Annotated in this window: 19 protein-coding genes; 12 read left to right on the top strand and 7 right to left on the bottom strand. The window is 69.8% G+C overall.

Annotation, left to right across the window (positions count from 1 at the left end; all coding sequences use genetic code 11):
- Positions 1 to 130: 130 nt before the first annotated feature.
- From BLR04_RS19360 to BLR04_RS19350, 3 genes are all read left to right on the top strand, one after another.
- Positions 131 to 2,170 carry a SpoIIE family protein phosphatase gene (locus BLR04_RS19360; RefSeq protein WP_090766947.1) on the top strand — a complete coding sequence of 680 codons (2,040 nt, stop codon included), beginning with the start codon at positions 131 to 133 and terminating at the stop codon, positions 2,168 to 2,170.
- Positions 2,171 to 2,625: 455 nt separating this feature from the next.
- Positions 2,626 to 2,886: a hypothetical protein gene (locus tag BLR04_RS19355; RefSeq protein ID WP_090766944.1), complete on the top strand. Its 261-nt coding sequence runs from the start codon at positions 2,626 to 2,628 to the stop codon at positions 2,884 to 2,886.
- A 486-nt stretch (positions 2,887 to 3,372) separates the two neighbouring features.
- On the top strand, positions 3,373 to 4,755 hold the full coding sequence (locus BLR04_RS19350; protein ID WP_090766941.1) for an amidohydrolase family protein: 1,383 nt from the start codon (positions 3,373 to 3,375) through the stop codon (positions 4,753 to 4,755).
- 122 nt (positions 4,756 to 4,877) lie between these two features.
- Here the strand turns inward: BLR04_RS19350 and BLR04_RS19345 are convergent, their stop codons facing one another.
- The 5 genes from BLR04_RS19345 to BLR04_RS42385 form a co-directional block, all read right to left on the bottom strand.
- Positions 4,878 to 5,330 carry a carboxymuconolactone decarboxylase family protein gene (locus BLR04_RS19345; RefSeq protein WP_090766938.1) on the bottom strand — a complete coding sequence of 151 codons (453 nt, stop codon included), beginning with the start codon at positions 5,328 to 5,330 and terminating at the stop codon, positions 4,878 to 4,880.
- A gap of 27 nt (positions 5,331 to 5,357) precedes the next feature.
- Positions 5,358 to 5,816 (bottom strand): cupin domain-containing protein, encoded by a 459-nt coding sequence (locus BLR04_RS19340; protein WP_090766935.1) that lies wholly within the window; start codon positions 5,814 to 5,816, stop codon positions 5,358 to 5,360.
- Positions 5,813 to 6,739 (bottom strand): NADP-dependent oxidoreductase, encoded by a 927-nt coding sequence (locus BLR04_RS19335; protein ID WP_176903177.1) that lies wholly within the window; start codon positions 6,737 to 6,739, stop codon positions 5,813 to 5,815. The genes BLR04_RS19340 and BLR04_RS19335 overlap by 4 nt, the downstream gene beginning before the upstream one ends.
- 113 nt (positions 6,740 to 6,852) lie before the next feature.
- Complete coding sequence (gene sigJ / locus BLR04_RS19330) at positions 6,853 to 7,734, bottom strand: RNA polymerase sigma factor SigJ (RefSeq protein ID WP_090766932.1); 882 nt, start codon at positions 7,732 to 7,734, stop codon at positions 6,853 to 6,855.
- 90 nt (positions 7,735 to 7,824) lie between these two features.
- Positions 7,825 to 7,953 (bottom strand): hypothetical protein, encoded by a 129-nt coding sequence (locus BLR04_RS42385; protein WP_281191531.1) that lies wholly within the window; start codon positions 7,951 to 7,953, stop codon positions 7,825 to 7,827.
- A 316-nt stretch (positions 7,954 to 8,269) separates the two neighbouring features.
- Here BLR04_RS42385 and BLR04_RS19325 point away from each other — a divergent pair, with 316 nt between their 5' ends.
- The 3 genes from BLR04_RS19325 (at position 8,270) to BLR04_RS19315 (ending at position 12,644) form a co-directional block, all read left to right on the top strand.
- A complete protein-coding gene (locus BLR04_RS19325) occupies positions 8,270 to 9,976 on the top strand; it encodes an enoyl-CoA hydratase-related protein (RefSeq protein ID WP_090766929.1) in 1,707 nt (568 codons plus the stop codon).
- A 34-nt stretch (positions 9,977 to 10,010) separates the two neighbouring features.
- On the top strand, positions 10,011 to 11,522 hold the full coding sequence (locus BLR04_RS19320; protein ID WP_245740342.1) for a helix-turn-helix domain-containing protein: 1,512 nt from the start codon (positions 10,011 to 10,013) through the stop codon (positions 11,520 to 11,522).
- A gap of 81 nt (positions 11,523 to 11,603) precedes the next feature.
- Positions 11,604 to 12,644 carry a tyrosine-type recombinase/integrase gene (locus BLR04_RS19315; RefSeq protein WP_090767304.1) on the top strand — a complete coding sequence of 347 codons (1,041 nt, stop codon included), beginning with the start codon at positions 11,604 to 11,606 and terminating at the stop codon, positions 12,642 to 12,644.
- Between the two features lie 187 nt (positions 12,645 to 12,831).
- Here the strand turns inward: BLR04_RS19315 and BLR04_RS19310 are convergent, their stop codons facing one another.
- Positions 12,832 to 13,293: a MarR family winged helix-turn-helix transcriptional regulator gene (locus BLR04_RS19310; RefSeq protein WP_090766923.1), complete on the bottom strand. Its 462-nt coding sequence runs from the start codon at positions 13,291 to 13,293 to the stop codon at positions 12,832 to 12,834.
- 87 nt (positions 13,294 to 13,380) lie between these two features.
- On the opposite strand from BLR04_RS19310, the gene BLR04_RS19305 reads away from it, so the two are divergent.
- From BLR04_RS19305 to BLR04_RS19290, 4 genes are all read left to right on the top strand, one after another.
- Positions 13,381 to 13,941, top strand: a complete 561-nt coding sequence (locus BLR04_RS19305; protein ID WP_090766920.1) for an NADPH-dependent FMN reductase — start codon at positions 13,381 to 13,383, stop codon at positions 13,939 to 13,941.
- A 23-nt stretch (positions 13,942 to 13,964) separates the two neighbouring features.
- Positions 13,965 to 14,729, top strand: a complete 765-nt coding sequence (locus BLR04_RS19300) for an SDR family NAD(P)-dependent oxidoreductase (protein ID WP_090766917.1) — start codon at positions 13,965 to 13,967, stop codon at positions 14,727 to 14,729.
- Positions 14,730 to 14,875: 146 nt separating this feature from the next.
- A complete protein-coding gene (locus BLR04_RS19295; RefSeq protein WP_245740341.1) occupies positions 14,876 to 15,448 on the top strand; it encodes a TetR/AcrR family transcriptional regulator in 573 nt (190 codons plus the stop codon).
- Between the two features lie 48 nt (positions 15,449 to 15,496).
- The gene (locus BLR04_RS19290) at positions 15,497 to 16,480 is read left to right on the top strand and encodes a zinc-dependent alcohol dehydrogenase family protein (RefSeq protein ID WP_090766912.1); all 984 of its coding nucleotides are present in this window, start codon (positions 15,497 to 15,499) and stop codon (positions 16,478 to 16,480) included.
- A 6-nt stretch (positions 16,481 to 16,486) separates the two neighbouring features.
- On the opposite strand, the gene BLR04_RS19285 is transcribed toward BLR04_RS19290, so the two are convergent.
- Complete coding sequence (locus tag BLR04_RS19285) at positions 16,487 to 17,410, bottom strand: SDR family NAD(P)-dependent oxidoreductase (RefSeq protein WP_090766909.1); 924 nt, start codon at positions 17,408 to 17,410, stop codon at positions 16,487 to 16,489.
- 134 nt (positions 17,411 to 17,544) lie between these two features.
- Here BLR04_RS19285 and BLR04_RS19280 point away from each other — a divergent pair, with 134 nt between their 5' ends.
- The gene (locus BLR04_RS19280; protein ID WP_090766906.1) at positions 17,545 to 18,429 is read left to right on the top strand and encodes a helix-turn-helix domain-containing protein; all 885 of its coding nucleotides are present in this window, start codon (positions 17,545 to 17,547) and stop codon (positions 18,427 to 18,429) included.
- 105 nt (positions 18,430 to 18,534) lie between these two features.
- Entirely contained in the window at positions 18,535 to 20,307 is a 1,773-nt protein-coding gene (locus BLR04_RS19275; protein WP_245740340.1) for a S9 family peptidase, read from the top strand.
- Positions 20,308 to 20,319 lie beyond the last annotated feature (12 nt).

Here is a 20,319-nt window from a genome sequence, read left to right as displayed (position 1 = left end):
CGCGACGGATTCGACACATAACGTTCGGAGATCCTCCGCAATCTCCGTACAAAGAGTGCGAATTTCACCTACCGCGTACGTCGCCCGCACCTTTAGCTTTCTCGCCAAAGGCGCAAACAGAGACGAGACCATGAGGTACACCAACGCCCCAACGTTGGCCGGCGCAGCCCTCGACATCTTCGACCCCGACCCAGTAGGCGTGGCCGTGACCAGCGGCTCCACCCACCGGCTCATCTACATGAACCAGGCCTACAAGAAGATCGTCGGCGAGCGTCAGCTCGGCGTGCCCGCCCGCGAGGCGTTCGGCGACCTCCACCAGACAAACCTCTTCGCGCAACTCGACCAGGTCCTGGAAACAGGTAAAGCCACAAGCCTGGAAAAAATCCCCGTCGACCTCGGAGAACCAGACCCCTCGCAAGCAACACGTTACGTCTCGGTCGGCATCTCGAAAGTCACACTCGAGAACGGCGAGCCCGGCCTGCTGATCATGACCGCGGACGTCACCGAACAGACACACATCACCAGGGCAATGGAGCACCTCCGCCAAGAGCGACGCACCACCCTGCAGCGCTACCAGAACCTGGCCCGACTGGAAGCACAAGCGATCTGGACAGCCGACCCGCAAGGAAAGCCCAAGGAGCCGTGCCACGACTGGGAGAGGTACACCGGCCTGGCCTGGGAGGAGTACCGCGGCGACGGCTGGCTGAACACCGTACACCCCGACGACCGCGACCAAACCAAGACAACATGGCTCGAAGCGGTGAACAGCCAAACCAACCGCTGGGACCACACCTTCCGCCTCAAAACACACGAAGGCACCTACCGGCATGTCCGCAGTCGCGCCGTACCCATCATCGAGGACGGCCAGACACTCGAATGGGTCGGCACCATCACCGACATCGAGCAAGACTGGCAGGAGGAACGACGCAGGAAGCTACTCCACCAGGCCGCCACAGCGACCAAGGACCTCGCAGGCCCCCAAGAGGTACTGCACGCGCTCGCCGAAGTGATCGTCTCCACCTTGGCAGACGGATGCGGCATCTACGTACTACCGGAGACACACAACCCGTCCAAACCCCCACCCTCGGCCGCCGAACTCCTCATCTCCATCGCACGGACCCGAGTCGCCCCACCACCCACAGGCCGAGCCACGTTCACCTCCGACCCCCACTTCGTCCGAACCGTCACAACCCGCCGACCGATCCACTGGAACTTCCGCAAGGGCGAATCCCCGTCAGGCGTCGCGGACGACGTCAGGCACTGGTGGACCGCCGCCCAGGTCAACAGCCTGACCCTGCTGCCAGTAGTCGTGGACGGCACGGTGGCAGCAGTAGTGGCCGCCGTCGTCTGCCAAGACCGTGAACCACTCCGCGCGGCCGACGTCGACCTACTGCACCGCATGCTCGACCACACGCACACCCATCTCAGCAACGCCATGCGGTTCCAACGCACCCAGCGCATCGCCCTGGCGCTGCAGCACTGCCTCCTCCCGGACCCGCCACACGTACCAGGACTCGAGATCACCACCCGTTACCAGCCATGCGCCACCGCGGTGGAGATCGGTGGCGACTGGTACGACTCCTTCGTCTCGCCGTGCGGCTCCACCCTCCTGACCATCGGCGACGTCGCCGGGCACGACCTCACCGCAGCGGTTGCCATGAGCCAGCTGCGCAACATGCTCAGAGGGCTGGCCATGGACCGTGACGAATCCCCAGGGGAGATCCTCCGCCGACTGAACGTCGCCGCCGAATCGCTCCACCCGGAGTGGACGGCGACCTGCATCCTCGCCCGTCTGCATCACCCAGACGACGCTGACTGGACGCTCAGCTACTCAGTGGCCGGACACCCGCCACCCCTGCTCGTGACCGACGAGGGGGAGGCCCACTACCTCCCCGATGCCGTCAACCCCCTCCTGGGCGTGGGTTCCGACCTGCCACGCACCAGCGCCGTCACGACGCTGCCACCGCACAGCACGCTGCTCCTCTACACCGACGGCCTGATCGAAGTGCCGGGCGAACACCTCGACAACGGACTGGAACGGCTGCGCCGCAGGGGCGCGTCCCTGGCCCACGCAGCCCTCGACGACTTCTGCGACAACCTGCTCACCGGGCTGACCACGACATGCCAGGACGACATCGCCATGATCGCCGTCCGACTGCCCGGAAAGTAACAGGTAGGTACCAGCCGATCACCGACAGCAGGTGCGACCGCACGGCAGCTTCACCGGCGCGAGGCCGCCCGGGCGGCAGGGGAGCAGGCTCCGAGAACCTTGGCGGACCGCACCGTGTAAGACACCGACCCCTCACGCACGACGGCCGAGCGAGCCAAGGCCGCGCGCACCGGCATTGAGCGGCTCGTCACCGAACTCCGGCTCGCCGGCGACCGGGAAGCGGTGCCTCGAACGTACGCACCGCGCAGCCGTCGCCGCCGATGTGCTTGCCCAGGCCGAGAAGGTGACCCGTGGCGCCGAGCCGTGCCGTGCAAGGACGCTGACGACGGGGGATTCCCGAGTCAGGTGATCCTCCTCGTGGGGAGAGGCTGACGATGCTTACTTGACATAATGTTCATTATCGAGCAACGATCGACGGCTCGCATAAACCGTACGAACGCGGGAAGACGGCCCGCATGCTCGCCCTGCCAGCCCTGCAGATCAGCCCGAGCGTCGTCGCTGTCACCGCCGTCCTCACCGCGGCCGCCATCTGGCTGATCGTTCTCGCCGTGCGTCTCGCACACCGGCCACGTAACAGCCCCGGCGTCAGCGTCGATCTTGTTGATCAAGCCCGGGAGCTGAAGTCCCACGGCCAGATCCAGGAAGCCGTCTTCCTCGTACGCGGTGAAACCGGCATGAGCCACCGCGCCGCCAGTCGCTTCGTCAACCGCTTATGAGCCGAAGTCCCTCTCTCACCCGCCTTCGGACGGTCAAACACTCTTTTCCCGAAACCAAACAGAAGATGGATTCTGTCTGGTTTACGCAATCTGCCGGAAAAGTCGCACAAGGGCTGGTTCCTTCGATGCGACGGCTGCTCGATCCGTGGGGGCGTCGTCGACGTCAAGCGTCCTCCGCATAGTTGTCGGTGGCCGACCACGTGACAGGTCATCCCACGGAACGCCTCGTGCACACGCAAGGATCCGCTGATCACGCCGCCGATGCGAACCGACCGTCCACTCCCCTCGTCCACGCCTGTCGCCGCCCGGCGGGATCGGCCATCGCCGCGCGTCATGTAGGAGATCAGCGTGGAGGTCGTCAGGTGACCGCTCCCCCGGCCTGTTCACCGTCGCCGGGGTGCTCCTCACCCTTCGCGGCGGTGTGGATCGCCTCCCGTCGCGCGTCCGCCGCCAGGACCACCTGAACGAGCCACGGAAGGACGAAGCATGGTGTCTCACGACCGCATCCTGATCAAGAACGCGTACCTGATGACGCAGGACGAACGGCTCGGTGATCTCGTCGGCGACGTCCTCGTGACGGGTGGCACGATCCAGGCTGTCGGTCGCGAGCTTCAGGACGACGACGCCCGCGTGATCGACGGCTCCGGCGGTGCCGTACTCCCCGGCTTCATCGACACGCACCGGCACAACTGGCAGGGAGCGCTGCGGAACCTCGGCCCGGCCTGGACCTACGAGGAGTACCGCCGCCGCGTCCAGATAGGTCTCGGCCAGTACTTCGAGCCGGAGGACGTGTACATCGGCAACCTGGCGGCCGACATGATGTCCATCGACTCCGGGGTGACCACGGTGCGGGACGAGTCGCACATCAGCAACAGCCCCGAGCACACCGACGCTGCGATCGCCGCGCACTGGGAATCGGGCGTCCGCGCTGTTTTCGACCACGGTTGGCCGTCCACGGAGGCTGAGGAGTGGCAGTTCGGCAGCGTACGGACCCATCCTGACGACATCAGGCGCGTCCGCGGCGAGGTGCTCGCCGACGACGGCGCCCGCGTCACGCTCAACGCGATGCTCCGTGGCCCGGAGTTGTCCACCTTGGAGGTGGCGGATCATGACATCCGGCTCGCGAGGGACCTGGGGCTGCGCATCAGCATGCACGTGGGGCTCGGAGAACGGGGAGCGCGGCAGCAGGCGATCCGGCGGCTCGCCGAGGCCGGGCTTCTCGGCTGTGACATGACCTTCATCCACTGTTGCACGTCGTCCGACGAGGAGCTCGGGATGCTGGCCGGTCATGGTGCCACGGCGTCAGTGGCGTCCGCCCTGGAGGTTTTCATGCCGGGCCTCGGCCAGCCGGCGACCAACCGTCTGCTCGCGGCGGGCGTGCGCCCGAGCCTGAGTGTCGACACCGAGACGATCGTCAGCGGTGACATGTTCGGCGTCATGCGGGCGGCACTCGCCTACCAGCAGCTCATCGTGGCGGGAGCGGGCGGTGCGATGGATCGGGCCGACGGCCTGTCTACCTTCGATGCCGCCGACCTGATTGCTTTCGCCACCGTCGAGGGTGCGCGGGCCTGTGGGATCGACGACCGTGCGGGCAGCCTCACGCCGGGCAAGGAAGCGGATCTGATCATGATCCGGTTGGATGACGTCAATCTGCTGCCCGCCACCGATGCCGCGGCCTCGATCGTCGCGGGCGGTCATGCGGGCAACGTGGACCTGGTCGTCGTGGCCGGCCGGGTCCTCAAGGAGGGCGGTGTGCTCAGGGGTGGTGCGACGGTCTTGCAGGAGGCGGCGTCGTCCCGGGACCGCTTGTTTCGCGCCGCCGGCTTCCCGCTCCCCTCCTCCGGTGCCGGCCTGCGGTATCGGGGCTGACGTGTCGGGTGCCGCCTGCGGCGGCCGTCTCGGCGGGGCGGTAGCGGGGTGGGAGGTGGGCTTCTGCGGTGGGCCGGGGCGGCTGGTGGGAGCTGCCCCGGTTGGGTGTGCGCGTGTCGGTGTCAGTTGCCGACGGGGTAGCGGCTGGTGATGGCGACGCGGTTGAAGGCGTTCATGACGGTGGTGATCCAGGCGACGGCTGAGATCTGGTCGGCGGTGAGTGCGGTCGCGGCGGCCTGGTAGTTGTCGTCGCTGACGTGGCCGTCCGGGACGAGGGTGATGGCTTCGGCGAGGCGGAGGGCGGCGCGGTCGGTGTCGGAGAAGTAGCTGGTTTCTGCCCAGGCGGGCAGGACGGCGATCCGGTCGGGGTTCTCGCCTTTCTTGAGGGCGTCGCGGGTGTGCATGCGTAGGCAGAAGGCGCAGCCGTTGATCTGGGAGGTGCGGATTCTCAGTAGTTCGACCAGGAGCGGGTCGAGGCCTGCCGCGGTGGCGGCTTTCTCCGCTTCCATCGACACGGCGATGAGGGCCTGGTAGGTGGCGGGGTGCTGCTGGCTGATGTTGACGCGGTTGGTCATGGGTGTGGGGTTCTTTCGTGTCGGGTGTCAGGAGGTGGGGTCGTTGACCTTGAGGGCGTCGCCGGTGTTGGAGACGAAGACGACCAGGAGTTTCGCGGGTTCGGTGGGGCTGGTGTTCTCGGTGAGTACGTGGTGGGCGCCTGGTTGCTCGACCCAGTTGTCGCCCTGGTGGTAGGTGGTCACGGGCTGGTCGTCGACCTGGCTGCGTACGGTGCCGTCGAGGACGTAGGCGTAGACGAAGGCCTGGCCGTGCCGGTGTGGTGTGGCGCGGACGTTGGGTGGCAGTTCGACGATTGCCGAGGTGAAGGTCTTGCCGTCCACGTCGGGGAGGGGCTGCTTGATGAGGGGTTTCAGGCTCTCGGAGGTGGCGGCCGTGGCCGTGGGTGCTGGTTCCTGAGCTTGGGCGGATCGTTCGGTTGAGCAGCCTGTGGTCGCGGTCAGGGTGGTGGCGGTCAGGAGGGCGGCGGCGATCCGGGTTGCGATCATGCGGGGTCCTGGGTGACGCGGATGATCGTCTTGCCGGGGACGCGTCGGCCGGGGGTGAACGCGGCGGGTGCTTCGGCGAGGGGTCGTACGGCGCCGACGAAGGGAGTGAGCAGTCCTTGTCTCGCGCGGGTGGCGAGTTCGGTGAGCTGGGCGCGGTCGGGTTCGACGACGAAGAAGATCGCGCGGCCGTTCGTGGGGTGGGTTCTGGGCGGGGCGGCGATGCTGACGAGGGTGCCGCCTGGGCGGACGAGGGCGGCTGAGCGGTCGAGGATGTCGCCGCCGATGACGTCGAGTACGACGTCGGCCTCTCCTGCGTCTTCGAGTCGGTCGTTGTGCAGGTCGATGAAGGTGTCGGCGCCGAGGGTGAGTGCTTTGTCCCTGTCGGCGGCGCGGCCGGTGGCGATGACGCGGGCGCCGGTTTCGCGGGCGAGTTGGACGGCGATGGAGCCGACGCCGCCTGCGGCGCCGTGGATGAGGGCGGTCTGGCCGGTGGTGAGGTGGCCGTGGTGGAACAGGGCCTGCCAGGCGGTGAGGCCGGAGATGGGTAGTGCGGCGGCGGTGACGTGGTCGATGTCGGCGGGGAGGGGGGCGAGGTTGCGGGCCTCCACTGCGGTGTATTCGGCGAGTGTGCCGTTGCGGGCCCAGTCGGTGAGGCCGAAGACGCGTTGTCCGATGGCCAGGCCGGTGGTGCCGTACCCCAGTTCTGCGACGACTCCGGACAGTTCGTGTCCGGGGATGGTGGGCGTGCGGTCGCGGCCGGCGCGGTCGGTCCAGGTGGCGGGCCAGTCGAGTTCGCCAGGGGTGAAGCCGGCGGCGTGTACGCGGACGATGACGTCGTTCTCGGCGGCTTGGGGGTGGGGCATGTCCGTCAGGGACATCCCGGTGGGACCGGCGGTGCGGTCTTGCACAGTGATGGCTTGCATGCGGGTCCTTACTGAGGAGGGGCGACGCGTGGTGTGGTCGGTTCCCCCTGTTTGTCGTCGCCCTTGTTGCGTTCTCTTCAGGGAGACGAGGTGGACCCTCGTGGTGTGACAGCTCAGATGTGTCCGAGTTTGTCGGGGTTGAGGACTCTGCGGTACGTGGTGATGAGGCCGTTGGCGATCTGGACGGTGTCGACGGCGAGGACGCGGCCGTCCTTGTGGAGGGTGAGGGCGGGTTCGCCGCCGATCTCGGTGAGGTCGATGCGGTCGGGTTGCCATTGGTGTGCGACGCGGAGCATGACCTCGGCGATGCGTGCGCCGCCGTGGATGGGTTTGCGGGCGGCGAAGGCCTTGCCGCCGCCGTCGGTGAGGTAGACGGCGTCGGGGTGCAGGAGTTTGACGAGGGCGGCGAGGTCGCCGGTTTCGTAGGCGGCGCGGAAGACGGTGAGGACGCGTTCGCGTTCGGCTTTGGAGGCTTGCGGGGTGGTTTGTTTGGCTTGGGTGACGCGTCGTCGTGCGCGGGAGGCGAGTTGGCGGGCGCTGGGCTGGGAGACGTCGAGGACGTCGGCGATGTGGCTGAACGGGGTGCCGAAGACGTCGTGCAGGACGAAGGCGACGCGTTCCGGTGGGGTGAGTTCTTCCATGACGAGGAGCATGGCGGTGCTGACGGATTCGTCGACGAGTACGGGTTGTGCTGCGTCGGGGCCGGTCAGGAGGGGTTCGGGCAGCCAGGGGCCGACGTAGGTCTCGTGGCGGTGGCGGGCGCTCTTGAGGATGTCGTAGCAGCGTCGTGCGGCGACGGTGACGAGCCAGGAGCGCAGGTCGGCGATGTCGTGCAGGTCGGTGGCGGCCGCGCGTAGCCAGACGTCCTGGGTGACGTCCTCGGCGTCGGCGACGCTGCCGAGGAGTCGGTAGGCGACGCCGAAGACGGCGGGGCGGTGCGTCTGCCATGTGGTGCCGAGCGGGTCGTGGTGCTCGGGTTGGTGCCCGTCACCCATGCTGATCGTGGCCTCCTTGTGGTGGTGCTTTCAGCGTAGTCACCAGGTTGGAGGGGCGGCCCCGCTCCCCCGGTGCGGGGCCGTGGGTGGTCAGTTGTCGTGGTTGTCGCGGTGGCGTGGTGCGGTGAGTCGGCGCAGTGCGAGGACGGTGTTGGGGATGCTGCTGATCAGCGCGAGGAGGCCGGCGAGGTCGCCGGCGGTGGAGATGAACTCCTGCATCGAGTGGAAGCCCTTCGGTTGGCCTGCCTCGGCCGGTGGGGCTCCTGGGGGGTGCCTTCCGGTGTCGAGGCCCCCCATGCACTTCGAGGGTAACCCGGTCCGGGGCTTTGCGCGAAGGTCTCGCTTCGGGACGAGTTTGACGTGAATTGTCACCAACGGTGGTGGTTTCGTGTCAATATCGGGGACCATGGATGGGCCGTACGGGACGATCGTGAGTTCTGGGACAGGTGAGTTCGCCACGCACGAGCCGCCGACCACACCGCCCGGCGCACCGTCCCCCACGCGCCGTTCCCCCTGACTGGAAAGAAGTTCCGCGTTGCGTATCTTGCTGCTCTGCTCGTCGTTCAACGGCCTGACCCAGCGGTGCTGGATGGAGCTGCGGCGGGCCGGTCACGACGTGAGCGTCGAGCTGGCCGTCTCCGAGGCGGCCATGGTGGAGGCCGCCGCGCTGGCCAAGCCCGATCTGATCCTCTGCCCGTTCCTGAAGGAGCGGGTGCCGGAGGCGCTCTGGCGCGCCCACCGTACGGTGATCATCCACCCCGGGCCGCCCGGTGACCGCGGGCCGTCGTCGCTGGACTGGGCGATCGCCGAAGGCGAGCGCGAATGGGGCGTGACGGCGCTGCAGGCGGTGGAGGAGATGGACGCGGGCCCCATCTGGGGTTACCGGCTCTTCGGCGTGCCGGCCGAGGCGCCGCGCAAGTCGGCGCTGTACAACGGGCCGGTCGCCGACGCCGCGGTGGAGCTGGCCGTGGAGGTGGCGGCCAAGGCGGGCCAGGCGGCGTTCGCGCCGGTGCCGCTCGACTACCGCTCCCCCGAGGTGCGCGGGCGGCTGCGGCGGGCGATGCGGCACGCCGACCGGGAGTTCTCCTGGGCCGAGCCGACCGAGCAGATCCTGCGGCGGGTGCGTGCGGCCGACGGCTCCCCCGGCGGACGTTCGGTGCTGTGCGGGATGCCGGTGCGGGTGTTCGACGTCCACCGGGGTCCCGAGCTCGCGGGCGGCGCGCCGGGTGTGGTGGCGGCGCGGCGCGAGGGGGCGGTGCTGGTGCACACCGGCGACGGCACGGTGTGGGTGGGTCATCTGCGGGTGGAGGGTCCTGGCGAGGTGAAACTGCCTGCGGCGATGGCGCTGGGCGAGGTGGTGGCGGGCGTTCCGGAGCGCAGCGGCTACAGCGAGATCACCTACGACCGCAGCCAGGGTGTCGGGGTGGTGAGTTTCGACTTCTACAACGGGGCGATGTCGACCGAGCAGTGCCGCCGGCTGGCCTCGGCGCTGCGGTACGCGGCCACGCAGGACACCCGGGTGCTGGTGGTGCGGGGCGGGGAGGTGTTCTCCAACGGCATCCATCTGAACGTGATCGAGGCCTCGCGCCGTCCGGAGCTGGAGGCGTGGATGAACATCAACGCGATCAACGCGGTGTGCCGGGAGATTCTCGACTGTACGGGCCAGCTGGTGGTCACCTCGATGGCGGGCAACGCGGGCGCGGGCGGCGTGATGATGGGGCTGGGCGCCGACCGGGTGGTGGTGCGCGAGTCGGTGGTGCTCAACCCGCATTACCGCACGATGGGGCTGTTCGGCAGCGAGTACTGGACGTACGTGCTGCCGCGCCGGGTGGGCGCCGAGCAGGCGCTGCGGCTGACCGGTGAGGCGTTGCCGATCAGTGCGGCGCAGGCGGTGGAGCTGGGGCTGGCCGACAAGGCGCTGGTGGGTCCGCGGATGGAGTTCGAGCGGCGGGTGCTGGAGTACGCCGAGCGGCTGGCGGCCGATCCGGGCTATGACCGGCTGCTGGCGGCGCGGCGGCAGGCGCGTGAGGCCGACGAGCGGCGCCGGCCGTTGGACGCCTACCGGGCCGAGGAGCTGGCGGAGATGAGCCGCGACATGTTCGACGACCGCAACGGGTTCCGGGAGGCGCGGCGGGCGTTCGTGCACAAGGTCGCGGCGCAGGCGACGCCGGAGCATCTGGCGCCGCATCGGGAGCTTTCCGGCGCGTCGGCCGCTACAGGAGTGGCTACATCTCATATGTGAGATATGGTTCGCTGTTGTGGCAGATGATTACCTTGTGCGGATCGGTCGGCTGATCCGGGACGCGCGCCAGCATCGCGGGTGGACACAGCTGCAGCTGGCGGATGCCCTGGCGACGAGCCAGAGCGCGGTGAACCGGATCGAGCGCGGAAATCAGAACATCAGTCTTGAGATGATCGCCCGGATCGGCGAGGCGCTCGACAGTGAGATCGTCTCGCTCGGGTACGCCGGGCCGATGCATCTTCGGGTGGTGGGCGGTCGCCGCCTGTCGGGCAGCATCGACGTCAAGACGTCGAAGAACGCGTGCGTGGCGCTGTTGTGCGCGTCGCTGCTCAACTCCGGCCGCACGATCTTGCGGAAGGTGGCGCGGATCGAGGAGGTCTACCGCATCCTGGAGGTGCTGGCCTCGATCGGGGTGCGCGCGCGGTGGATCAACGAGGGCAGCGACCTGGAGATCGTGCCTCCGGCCCGGCTGGAGCTGGAGGCGATGGACACCGAGGCGGCGCGCCGCACGCGTAGCGTGATCATGTTCCTGGGTCCGCTGATGCACCGCACCGACCAGTTCCAGATCCCGTACGCGGGCGGCTGCGACCTGGGCACGCGTACGGTGCAGCCGCACATGTCGGCGCTGCGGCACTTCGGGCTGGACATCACGGCCACCGGCGGCTTCTACCACGCGCGGGTCGACCGGCAGGCGGCGCCGTCGCGGCCGATCGTGCTGACCGAGCGCGGCGACACGGTGACGGAGAACGCGCTGCTGGCGGCGGCGCGTCACGACGGGGTGACGGTGATCCGTAACGCCTCGTCCAACTACATGGTGCAGGACCTGTGCTTCTTCCTGGAGCAGCTCGGCGTCCGGGTGGAGGGCATCGGGACGACGACGCTGACGGTGCACGGCGTCGCCGACATCGAGTGCGACGTCGACTACTCCCCTTCGGAGGACCCGGTCGAGGCGATGAGCCTGCTGGCGGCCGCGGTGGTGACGTCGTCGGAGCTGACGATCTGCCGGGTGCCGGTGGAGTTCCTGGAGATCGAGCTCGCGGTGCTGGAGGAGATGGGGCTCGACCACGACCGCGGCCGGGAGTACGCGGCGGCCAACGGCCGTACCCGGCTGGTCGACCTGACGGTGCGGCCGTCGAAGCTGGTCTCCCCCATCGACAAGATCCATCCGATGCCGTTCCCCGGCCTGAACATCGACAACGTGCCGTTCTTCGCCGCCATCGCGGCCTCGGCGCAGGGGTCGACGCTGATCCACGACTGGGTGTACGACAACCGGGCCATCTACCTGACGGAGCTGACCCGGCTGGGGGCGTCGGTGAAGCTGCTCGACCCGCACCGGGTGCTGGTGGAGGGCCCGACCAGGTGGCGCAGCGCGGAGATGATGTGCCCGCCGGCGCTGCGCCCGGCGGTGGTGGTGCTGCTGGCCATGATGGCGGCCGAGGGCACCTCGGTGCTGCGGAACGTGTATGTGATCAACCGCGGTTACGAGGACCTGGCCGAACGGCTCAACGCCCTCGGGGCGCGCATCGAGACGTTCCGCGACATCTGATTTTCTGTCGGTGCGGGCCGCTACCGTCGTCCTTGGATCTTTCGGTTGCCTTTCGGGTGCGAGGGTTGAAGGGGGTTGGCGGTGCGGCCTGCGGAGCTCGACCGGGTGACGGTGGAGGAGGCGGCCGGGCGCTACGTCGAGCTGGTGCGGGCCAAGACGCTGACGGGGGCGCTGTCCCCGGCGACGGCCGAGGTCTACGCGCGTGACGTGGCCACGCTGGTCGAGCTGGCCGGCGCGGAGGTGGTGCTCGACGACCTGTCGGGCGCCGACGTCGATGCGATCCTGCTGGCGTTCGCGCGCAGGCCCGACGGCCGGCGTGCGGCGGCCGGCCCGGCTGATCCGGCTCAGCCGGGTGGTGCGGGGCAGTCGCCGTCGTCGCAGGCGCGTTTTCGCCGTTCGATTTCCGCGCTGTTCAAGCACGCGACGCTGGCCGGGTGGGTGCAGCTCAATCCGATGACGCGCGCGACGGTGACGGCGCGCGAGCGGGGCGGGCTGCGTGCCGAGCGGCGGGCGCTGACGCGTGAGCAGGCGCAGGGGCTGATCGGGGCGGCGCGGGAGCTGCCCGAGCAGCCGCAGGAGCGGGGCAAGCGCCGCGACCAGCGCATGGAGTTGCGTGACGCGGTGATCGTGCTGTTGCTGGCGACGGTGGGGCCGCGGGTGTCGGAGCTGGTACGCGCCAACGTCGAAGACTTCTTCACCAACGACGGGGTCCGCTACTGGCGGATCTTCGGCAAGGGCGGCCGCACGCGTGACGTGCCGCTGCCGGGCGACGTCGCCGAGGTGCTGCAGGAATATCTGGTGCGCGGGCGGCCGCAGGTGGCCGACAAGGCGCTGCTGCTGTCGTGGCGGGGGCGGCGGCTGGCGCGCGGCGACGTGCAGGCGGTCATCGACCGGGTGCAGGCGCGGGTGCCGGCCGATCAGCGGCGTACGGTGACCCCGCACGGGTTGCGGCACACGACGGCCACGCATCTGCTGGCCGACGCCGTCGACATGGACGCGGTGCGGCGGGTGCTGGGGCACAGCGACCTGTCGACGCTGGGCCGTTACCGTGACGAGTTGCCGGGCGAGCTGGAGGTGGCGATGCGCGCCCATCCGCTGCTGCGCGACCGTCCCGCCCGCTGACCCGGACGTTCCACAGGCTGCCTGGGGCGGCCCTGGGGCGGCCCCGGACGTTCCACAGGCTGACCCCGGGGAGGCACCGGCGGCCCCGGCGGCCTCGGTGGCCTCGGGCCTCAGCGGCCGCCGGCCGAGCGTCGGTGGCCGCCGGGCGAGTGGGTGAGGCGCGCCCCGGGGCGGGTGCGCGCCGTGGTCAGGGGGTGCCCGCGACGTTCTGGATGGCTTGGGCGAGGCGGCCGACGTCGATGCCGTCGAGGTGGTCGAGGAAGTGCCGGCGCACGCTGGCGAGGTTGCTCGGCCACGCCTGTTCCAGGCGGGCGAGGCCGGCGTCGGTGAGGACGGCGTTCAGCCCGCGGGCGTCGTCGTCGCATCTGACCCGTTCGACCAGGCCCTGCCGTTCCAGGACGGTGACGATGCGGCTCATCCCGCTTAGCGACAGCTCGCAGGCGAGTGCGAGCTCGCCCATTCTCATCCGCCGCTGCGGTGCCTCGCGCAGCCGTTCCAGGGCGGTCCACTCGATGAGCGGCAGTTGCTGTTCGCGCACCATGTCGGCGTCGATCGCGCGGGGCAGCGCGTAGATCAGCCGCGGCAGTGCGCGGACCAGCGCCTCCTCCTCGGGGGTGAGCGGCTTCACCGGTGGCTGCGATGTGGTCATGCTCCCAGTCTAGTTGCTTCGCGAACGAAGTACTCATACTCTTTCTTCGCGAAGCAACTATTTCCGGACAGGAATGGACATATCGTCATGACCAAGATCGGAATCATCATCGGCAGCACCCGCCCCGGCCGCAACGGCGAAGCCGTCGCCCACTGGGTGCACCAGGTCGCCGCCCAGCGCACCGACGCCCACTTCGAACTCGTCGACCTGCTCGACTACAAGCTCCCCCACCTCGACGAGGCGATGCCGCCGTCCCTCGGCCAGTACAGCCGGCCGCACACCCGCGCATGGGCCGACACGATCGCCTCCTTCGACGGGTTCGTCATGGTCACCCCCGAGTACAACCACTCGACGTCCGGCGCGCTGAAGAACGCCATCGACTTCCTCTACGCCGAGTGGAACAACAAGGCCGTCGGGTTCGTCAGCTACGGCTCGGTCGGCGGCACCCGCGCCGTCGAACACCTGCGCCTGATCGCCGGCGAACTCCAGATGGCCGACGTGCGCGCCCAGGTGGCGCTGTCACTGTTCACCGACTTCAAGGACTTCAGCGTCTTCACCCCCGGCGAGTTCCAGCGCGAATCGCTCACCGCGATGCTCGACCAGGTCGTGGCCTGGAGCCGGGCGCTCGCCCCGATGCGCACCCGCTGACCTCACCGACCAGGAGAGCACTCATGGGAACGCTTGACGGCAAGGTGGCGCTGATCACCGGCACCGCCGGCGGACAGGGCCGGGTCGCGTCGCTGATCTTCGCGCGGGAAGGCGCGAAAGTCGTCGGATGCGACATCAACGTCGACGCCAACAACGCGACGGTCGAACTCGTCCGCAGCGCCGGCGGCGACATGACCGGCATCGCACCCGTCGACCTCACCGACCCCGACCAGGCGCGGCAACTCGTCGAGGACGCCGCGGCCGCCTACGGCGGGCTCGACGTCGTCTACAACAACGCGGCCCTGCCCCGCTTCGGCCCGATGCCCGACCTGTCGGTCGAGGACTGGCGGGCGACCATCACCGGCGAACTCGACATCACGTTCTTCGTGACGAAGTTCGCCTGGCCGCACCTGGTCCGGCGCGGCGGCGGCGTCATCATCAACGTCGCCTCCATGGCCGGCACGATCGCCGGCGAGATGCCGCCGATGATCGCGCACAGCGCGGCCAACGCCGGCGTCATCGGCATGACCCGGCAACTGGCGCTCGAAGGCGCGCGCCACGGCATCCGCGCGGTGTCGATCAGCCCCGGGCCGATCCTCACCCCGGCCAGCGACCGCGACCTCGCCGGCAACCAGGCGGCCAGGGACGCGATCACCCGCAAGACGCTCCTGAAGCGCTTCGGCCGGCCGGAGGAGATCGTCGAACTGGCGGCCTTCCTCGCCTCTGACCGGGCGGCGTACATCACGGGCGCCAACTACGCGGCCGACGGCGGCGCCACCGCCTGGTAGCCCCTTCCCGGGGGGGGAACGGCGGCCGGGGGAAGGGGGACCCCTGGCCGCCCACCGCCCCGCAGGCCAGGGGCGGCCGCTTCCGAACCAGGAGCCCGCGCTAGCATCACTTAATCGTACGAAAGAGTCCGATTAAGGGGTTTGTGGTGGTGGCGCAGGTCAGGAAGACGAGATCCGAGGAGAAAATCCTCACCGCGGCGGCCGACCTGTTCTACGCGAACGGGCTTCGCGGCGTGCACATCGACCAGGTCATCGCGGCGTCGGGCGTCGCGAAATCGACGCTGTACGTGCACTTCCGCACCAAGGACGAGCTCGTCGCGGCGTACCTACGCACAACCGACGACTCATGGACGGCGCAACTGCAGGACGCCGCCGCACGCGCCGGGGCCGATCCCCGCGAGCAACTCGTCGGGGTGTTCGACGCACTGACGGCCGCCTTCGACCGGCACGGCTTCTTCGGATGTCCGTTCGTCAGCGCGGCGGTCGAGGCGGACCTCGACTCGCAGGCCCGGGCCATCACCGTGCAGCACACGCAGCGCCGTCAGGCATGGCTGACCGAGCTGAGCGAGAAGGCCGGCGCCGCCGCCCCGCAGACACTCGCCCGCCATATCGGGCTCCTGATCGACGGCGCCCTGGCCTCAGGACGCCTGCTCCAGGACCGTACCGTCGTGGATGAAGCGAAATCCGCCGCCCGCCTGCTCGTCACCAGTCACACCTGACCGCCGCGCCGCCTGCGACGCAACCCAACCCGACAAGGAGGCGCAGTCATGCGCGCAGCACTTCTCCGAGAGTTCGGCACTCCGCTGATCCTCACCGAGATCGACAAGCCCGACGCCGGCCCGGGCCAGGTGCTCGTCACCATCAAGGCCAGCGGCGTCAACCCGCTGGACACCAAGATCCGGGCAGGCAAGGCCGCCCACGCCCGGCGCACCCTGCCGGCCGTCCTCGGCCTGGATCTGGCCGGCGTGGTCGAACAGGTCGGCGCGGGCGTCAGCGGCTTCACACCCGGCGACGAGGTTTACGGCATGACCGGTGGCGTCGGCGACGTGCAGGGCTCGCTCGCCGAGTACGCCGCCGTCGACGCCCGGTTGCTCGCCCGTAAGCCGGCCTCGCTGAGCATGCGTGAGGCCGCGGCCCTGCCCCTGGTCGTCATCACGGCCTGGGAGGGGCTGATCGACCGGGCTCAGGTCCGCCCGGGGCAGAAGGTCCTCATCCACGGCGGGGCCGGCGGCATCGGCCACGTGGCCGTGCAGATCGCCCGGGCCCGCGGCGCCGAAGTGTTCGCCACCGCCTCGCCCTCGCGGCTGGAGGTCGTCGAGCGCCTGCACGCCACCCCTATCGACCACACCACCACCCCGGTGCAGGAGTACGTCGCCCAGCACACCGGCGGCGAGGGCTTCGACGTCATCTTCGACACCGTCGGCGGTGCCGTGCTCGACGCGTCCTTCGCGGCGGTGCGCACCTACACGGGTCACGTGGTCAGCGCCCTGGGCTGGGGGACCCACAGCATCGCGCCGCTGTCCTTTCGCGGGGCCACCTACTCCGGTGTCTTCACCCTGCTGCCGCTGTTGACCGGCCGGGGGCGGGAGCATCACGGGCAGATCATGCGTGAGGCGTCCGCGCTCGCCGACGCGGGCGCACTCAAGCCGCTGCTCGACCCCAGACACTTCACGCTCGCCGACGTCGCCGACGCCCACGCCGCCGTGGAGAGCGGCACCGCACAAGGCAAGATCGTGATCGACGTCGCCTGACCTTACTCAGCGGACGATGTCGCTCGCCAGTTCCCAGAGGCGTTCGGCGTTCACCGGGTCGAGCGCGTAGCGGGCCACGCCGTCGACACCGAGCCGCGCCGGGCGGGCATCGAGCACCGGCGCCTCGTTGACGTCCGAGAAATAGCGCCCGCCGACCCCTTCGACCAGGGGAGACGCGGCGAGGAACACGCTGGTCGCGGCACCCTGCCCGACCGTCTTGCGGTGGGGCTCAGGCGTCCTCAGGCCGCCGGTGTGCCGCTGCAGGTTCGTGGCGATCGCACCGGGGTGCAGGGCGTTGGCCATGATGCCGTCGCCGGCCCAGCGGCGCTGCGCCTCGACAGCCAGAAGGACCGTCGCGGTCTTGGACTGGCCGTAGGCGGCGAGCGCGTCGTACGGACGGAAACGGAAGTCGATGTCGTCGAAGACCACAGGGGAGAACAGGTGGCCGCCGGAGGACACCGATACCAGGCGCGCACCGTCCGCCGCGGCGAGAGCGCGGCGCAGCCCCAGGCTCAGGGCGAAGTGCCCCAGGTAGTTGGTGGCGAACTGCTGCTCATGGCCGCCGATGCCGCGCTGGAGGTGCGGCGGCATCATGATTCCGGCGTTGTTGATCAGTATGTGCAGCGGGCCCTGCCAGGCGGAGGTGAACGCGCGTACCGACTCCAGGTCGGACACGTCCAGGCGGGCGACGTGGACCGCGTCGTTCCCGGTGAGCGCGCGCAGTTCTGCCGCGGCCCGCTCGCCGGCGTCGGGACGACGCACGGCGAGCGTGACCTCGGCGCCGCCGGCCGCCAGAGCGCGCGCCGTCTCGAGGCCGATGCCGGAGTTGGCTCCTGTGACGACCGCCCGCCTGCCGGACAGGTCGACACCCTCGATCACCTCGGAGGCGGTGCTGGTGCGGTCGAACGGAGTGGTGAAGAGCTGTGACATGCGACGAATCCCTGTCTGGTTGCCAACTGTGCCGTCATCCTGCGCCGAACGCCGCCAGGCGAACCAGGCAGGGCTGAGACAGGGACCGGCAGGGCCTGCCAGAGCTCCTGCGCAGGCCTCCTACCCTGGACGGCATGACCGCCACCGCAGACGCCAACACCCTGGGCCGATATCTGCGCGCCCGCAGGGCCCTGGTCCAGCCCGGCCAAGCAGGGGTGGCCGACCAGGGCAACCGGCGCGTCCCCGGGCTGCGCCGCGAGGAGGTCGCCTTCCTCGCGGGCATCAGCTCCGACTACTACAACCGCTTGGAGCAGGGCCGCGACCACAACCCCTCCGAGCAGGTCCTGCTCGCCATCGCCCGCGCGCTGCAGCTGGACGAGGAGGCCACGGCCTACCTGCTGCGGATCGCCGCACCGGCCGGCACCCGGCGCAGGCGCTCCCGCCAACCGGAGAAGGCGGGCGAGGGCATCCGCGCCCTCATCGGCACCTGGCCGCTCACCCCGGCGTATCTCCACGGCAGGTACATGGACGTCCTCGCCGCCAACAGCCTCGCCGTCGCCCTTTCCCCGTTCAACGCCCCCGGCCGCAACGGCATTCTCGCCGCTTTCCTGGAACCGGAGATGCGGGAACTCCATCAGGACTGGGAGGACATGACCGCCCGGATCGTCCCTTACCTGCGCTCCGTCGCCGGCGCGGACATCGACGACCCGCGCCTGCTCGAGATCGTCGGCGAGCTCTCCCTGCGCAGCGAGCGGTTCCGCCGGCTCTGGGCCCGGCAGGACGTCAAGCACCAGACCAGCGGCACCAGTCTGCTGCTGCACCCCCAGGTCGGCCACCTGGAGCTGCGCTACGAAAAGCTGCTGGTCCCGGGCACGGGCGGGCAGACGCTGATCACGTACCACGCCGAGCCGGGCAGCGCTTCCGAGGAACGCCTGCGCCTGCTCGCCGGCATGTACGCCCCCGAGCAGGGCTCCGGTACACCGGCCGCCGAACCGCTCCGGCCCTCTCGCAGACCCTGAAGCCGGCCGGCCTCGGCAGTGCGCGCCCGCTTCGGGGTTCTGTGCGATCATCGGGCGATGCTGACCGAAGAGATGGTAGCTGACGCACATATGCCGGTTTTTCCGGTGGTTTCGCCGGACGGACGGTGGGTGGCGTACGGCGTGGTGCCCGGCAGCACCGTCTGGGTGACCGCCGTGGACGGGCACGCGCCAGCCAGGAAGCTGGGCGAAGGGTCCGGCCCCCGGTGGTCACCCGACTCGCAGTACGTCTACTTCCGCACCGAAGCGCAGCTGCACCGGGAGCGGCCCGAAGGCGGCGACCGCGAATCGTGGAAGACCTCGGTCGGCGGCCAACCGGTGGACAGCTACCTGCCGCTCGCCGACTCCCACACCGTGGTCGTCCTCTCACCGGACCCCGGCGACAGTGATCCGTGGGTGTGGAGCGAGGCCGCCGACCACAGCCGCCTGCGACTGCTCGACCTGCGCGGCGGCACCATCGAAACCCCGCAGGTCTTCCAGGGGCGGCATGTGGTCGAGGTGGCCGAGCGGCCCGGCGGCGGGATGCTCGCCGTACTCACGCAGGAGTCGCCCGATCCCGACCCCGGCGAGCTCACACCACACCTGCACCTGCTCGACCCGGCTACCCACGACGTACGCGACCTGGGCGCGGCCGCCGTGTCGGCCGGCTCGCTCACCTGGTGGGAGGCCGCCGACGGCTGGCACGTGGCGTACATCGCGACGACGCCGCCCGGCATCGCCGGCGGGAACGCCGTGATGGACGTCGCGCCGGACGTCGCGCCGGCAGAAGGGGTGCACCGCAATCTCACCGAAGGGGCGTCGGTCTGCCCGCTCACCTTGGCGTCCGGTGGATTGGTCCTCGTCGCCGACGGGCTGGACTCGGCGATCCATCGCCTCGACCCGGCCACGCGCACGCTCGTCGAGGTCCTGCCGCTGCGGGGGGCTGCGTGGTGGCTGACGGCCGCCGCGGACGGCGCGACGGTCGCGGTGGCCAGAAGCGAGGCGCACGAGGTGCGCTCGGTGTTCGCGGGCCCCGTCCATGGGCCCCTGCTACGGCGCACCGACACCGCACCCGAGCTGCGCGCCATCGGGTGGGGCGCCCAGGAACGCCTGTCCTATCGCGCGGAAGACGGGCTGGAGCTGGACGGCCTGCTCGTCCTGCCGCCCGGCAAGTCCCGCGATGACGGCCCGTTCTCCCTGGTCACGTTCACGCACGGCGGACCTTACGGACGCTGGGCCGACCAGTTGCTCCTGCACTACTACGAGCCCGCGCAGTGGCTGGCCGCCGCGGGTCACGCCGTCTTCCTGCCCAACCCGCGGGGTGGCGAGGGTCACGGGCACGCCTTCGCCACCAACGGCACCGTCGGCGGCCAGGAGTGGCATGACGTGCTCACCGGCATCGACCTGCTGATCGAGCAGGGAGTGGCCGACCCCGACAGGCTGGGCATCGGCGGCTACAGTCACGGCGGATACCTGGCCGCCTGGGCCGTCGGCCAGACCGACCGCTTCAAGGCGGCGCTGGTGGGCGCGGGGGTCACCGACTGGGGCATGCTCGCCGCGACCGGCGAACTCGGCGCGTTCGAGGAGGCGCTCGGCGGCAGCACCGGCTGGGAGGGCACGGGACCGCACCCGCACGACGAGCGAAGCCCCATCTCCTACGCATCCAGGATCCGCACCCCGGTCCTCATCGTGCACGGCGCACAGGACACCAACGTCCCGCTCAGCCAGGCGGAGTTCCTCCACCGGGCCCTGCGCAGATACGACGTCGAACACGAGTTCGTCGTCTACCCGCGCGAAGGCCACAACATCGTCGAGCGAGCCCACCGCATCGACCTGCTCCGCCGTACCAGAACGTGGTTCAACCGCCTGAACGGGTCATGATCGGTCAGTCGG

It is taken from the genome of Nonomuraea maritima (genome assembly GCF_900100395.1).
Lineage (GTDB): Bacteria > Actinomycetota > Actinomycetes > Streptosporangiales > Streptosporangiaceae > Nonomuraea > Nonomuraea maritima.
This window is presented reverse-complemented; position numbering and strand designations above follow the sequence as displayed.

Excerpts from the sequence above, each read along its gene's own strand:
- BLR04_RS19360 (WP_090766947.1), top strand. The coding sequence starts at position 131 with ATGAGGTACACCAACGCCCCAACGTTGGCCGGCGCAGCCCTCGACATC.
- BLR04_RS19355 (WP_090766944.1), top strand. The coding sequence starts at position 2,626 with ATGCTCGCCCTGCCAGCCCTGCAGATCAGCCCGAGCGTCGTCGCTGTC.
- BLR04_RS19350 (WP_090766941.1), top strand. The coding sequence starts at position 3,373 with ATGGTGTCTCACGACCGCATCCTGATCAAGAACGCGTACCTGATGACG.
- BLR04_RS19345 (WP_090766938.1), bottom strand. The coding sequence starts at position 5,330 with ATGACCAACCGCGTCAACATCAGCCAGCAGCACCCCGCCACCTACCAG.
- BLR04_RS19340 (WP_090766935.1), bottom strand. The coding sequence starts at position 5,816 with ATGATCGCAACCCGGATCGCCGCCGCCCTCCTGACCGCCACCACCCTG.
- BLR04_RS19335 (WP_176903177.1), bottom strand. The coding sequence starts at position 6,739 with ATGCAAGCCATCACTGTGCAAGACCGCACCGCCGGTCCCACCGGGATG.
- sigJ (WP_090766932.1), bottom strand. The coding sequence starts at position 7,734 with ATGGGTGACGGGCACCAACCCGAGCACCACGACCCGCTCGGCACCACA.
- BLR04_RS42385 (WP_281191531.1), bottom strand. The coding sequence starts at position 7,953 with ATGCAGGAGTTCATCTCCACCGCCGGCGACCTCGCCGGCCTCCTCGCG.
- BLR04_RS19310 (WP_090766923.1), bottom strand. The coding sequence starts at position 13,293 with ATGACCACATCGCAGCCACCGGTGAAGCCGCTCACCCCCGAGGAGGAG.
- BLR04_RS19305 (WP_090766920.1), top strand. The coding sequence starts at position 13,381 with ATGACCAAGATCGGAATCATCATCGGCAGCACCCGCCCCGGCCGCAAC.
- BLR04_RS19300 (WP_090766917.1), top strand. The coding sequence starts at position 13,965 with ATGGGAACGCTTGACGGCAAGGTGGCGCTGATCACCGGCACCGCCGGC.
- BLR04_RS19290 (WP_090766912.1), top strand. The coding sequence starts at position 15,497 with ATGCGCGCAGCACTTCTCCGAGAGTTCGGCACTCCGCTGATCCTCACC.
- BLR04_RS19285 (WP_090766909.1), bottom strand. The coding sequence starts at position 17,410 with ATGTCACAGCTCTTCACCACTCCGTTCGACCGCACCAGCACCGCCTCC.
- BLR04_RS19280 (WP_090766906.1), top strand. The coding sequence starts at position 17,545 with ATGACCGCCACCGCAGACGCCAACACCCTGGGCCGATATCTGCGCGCC.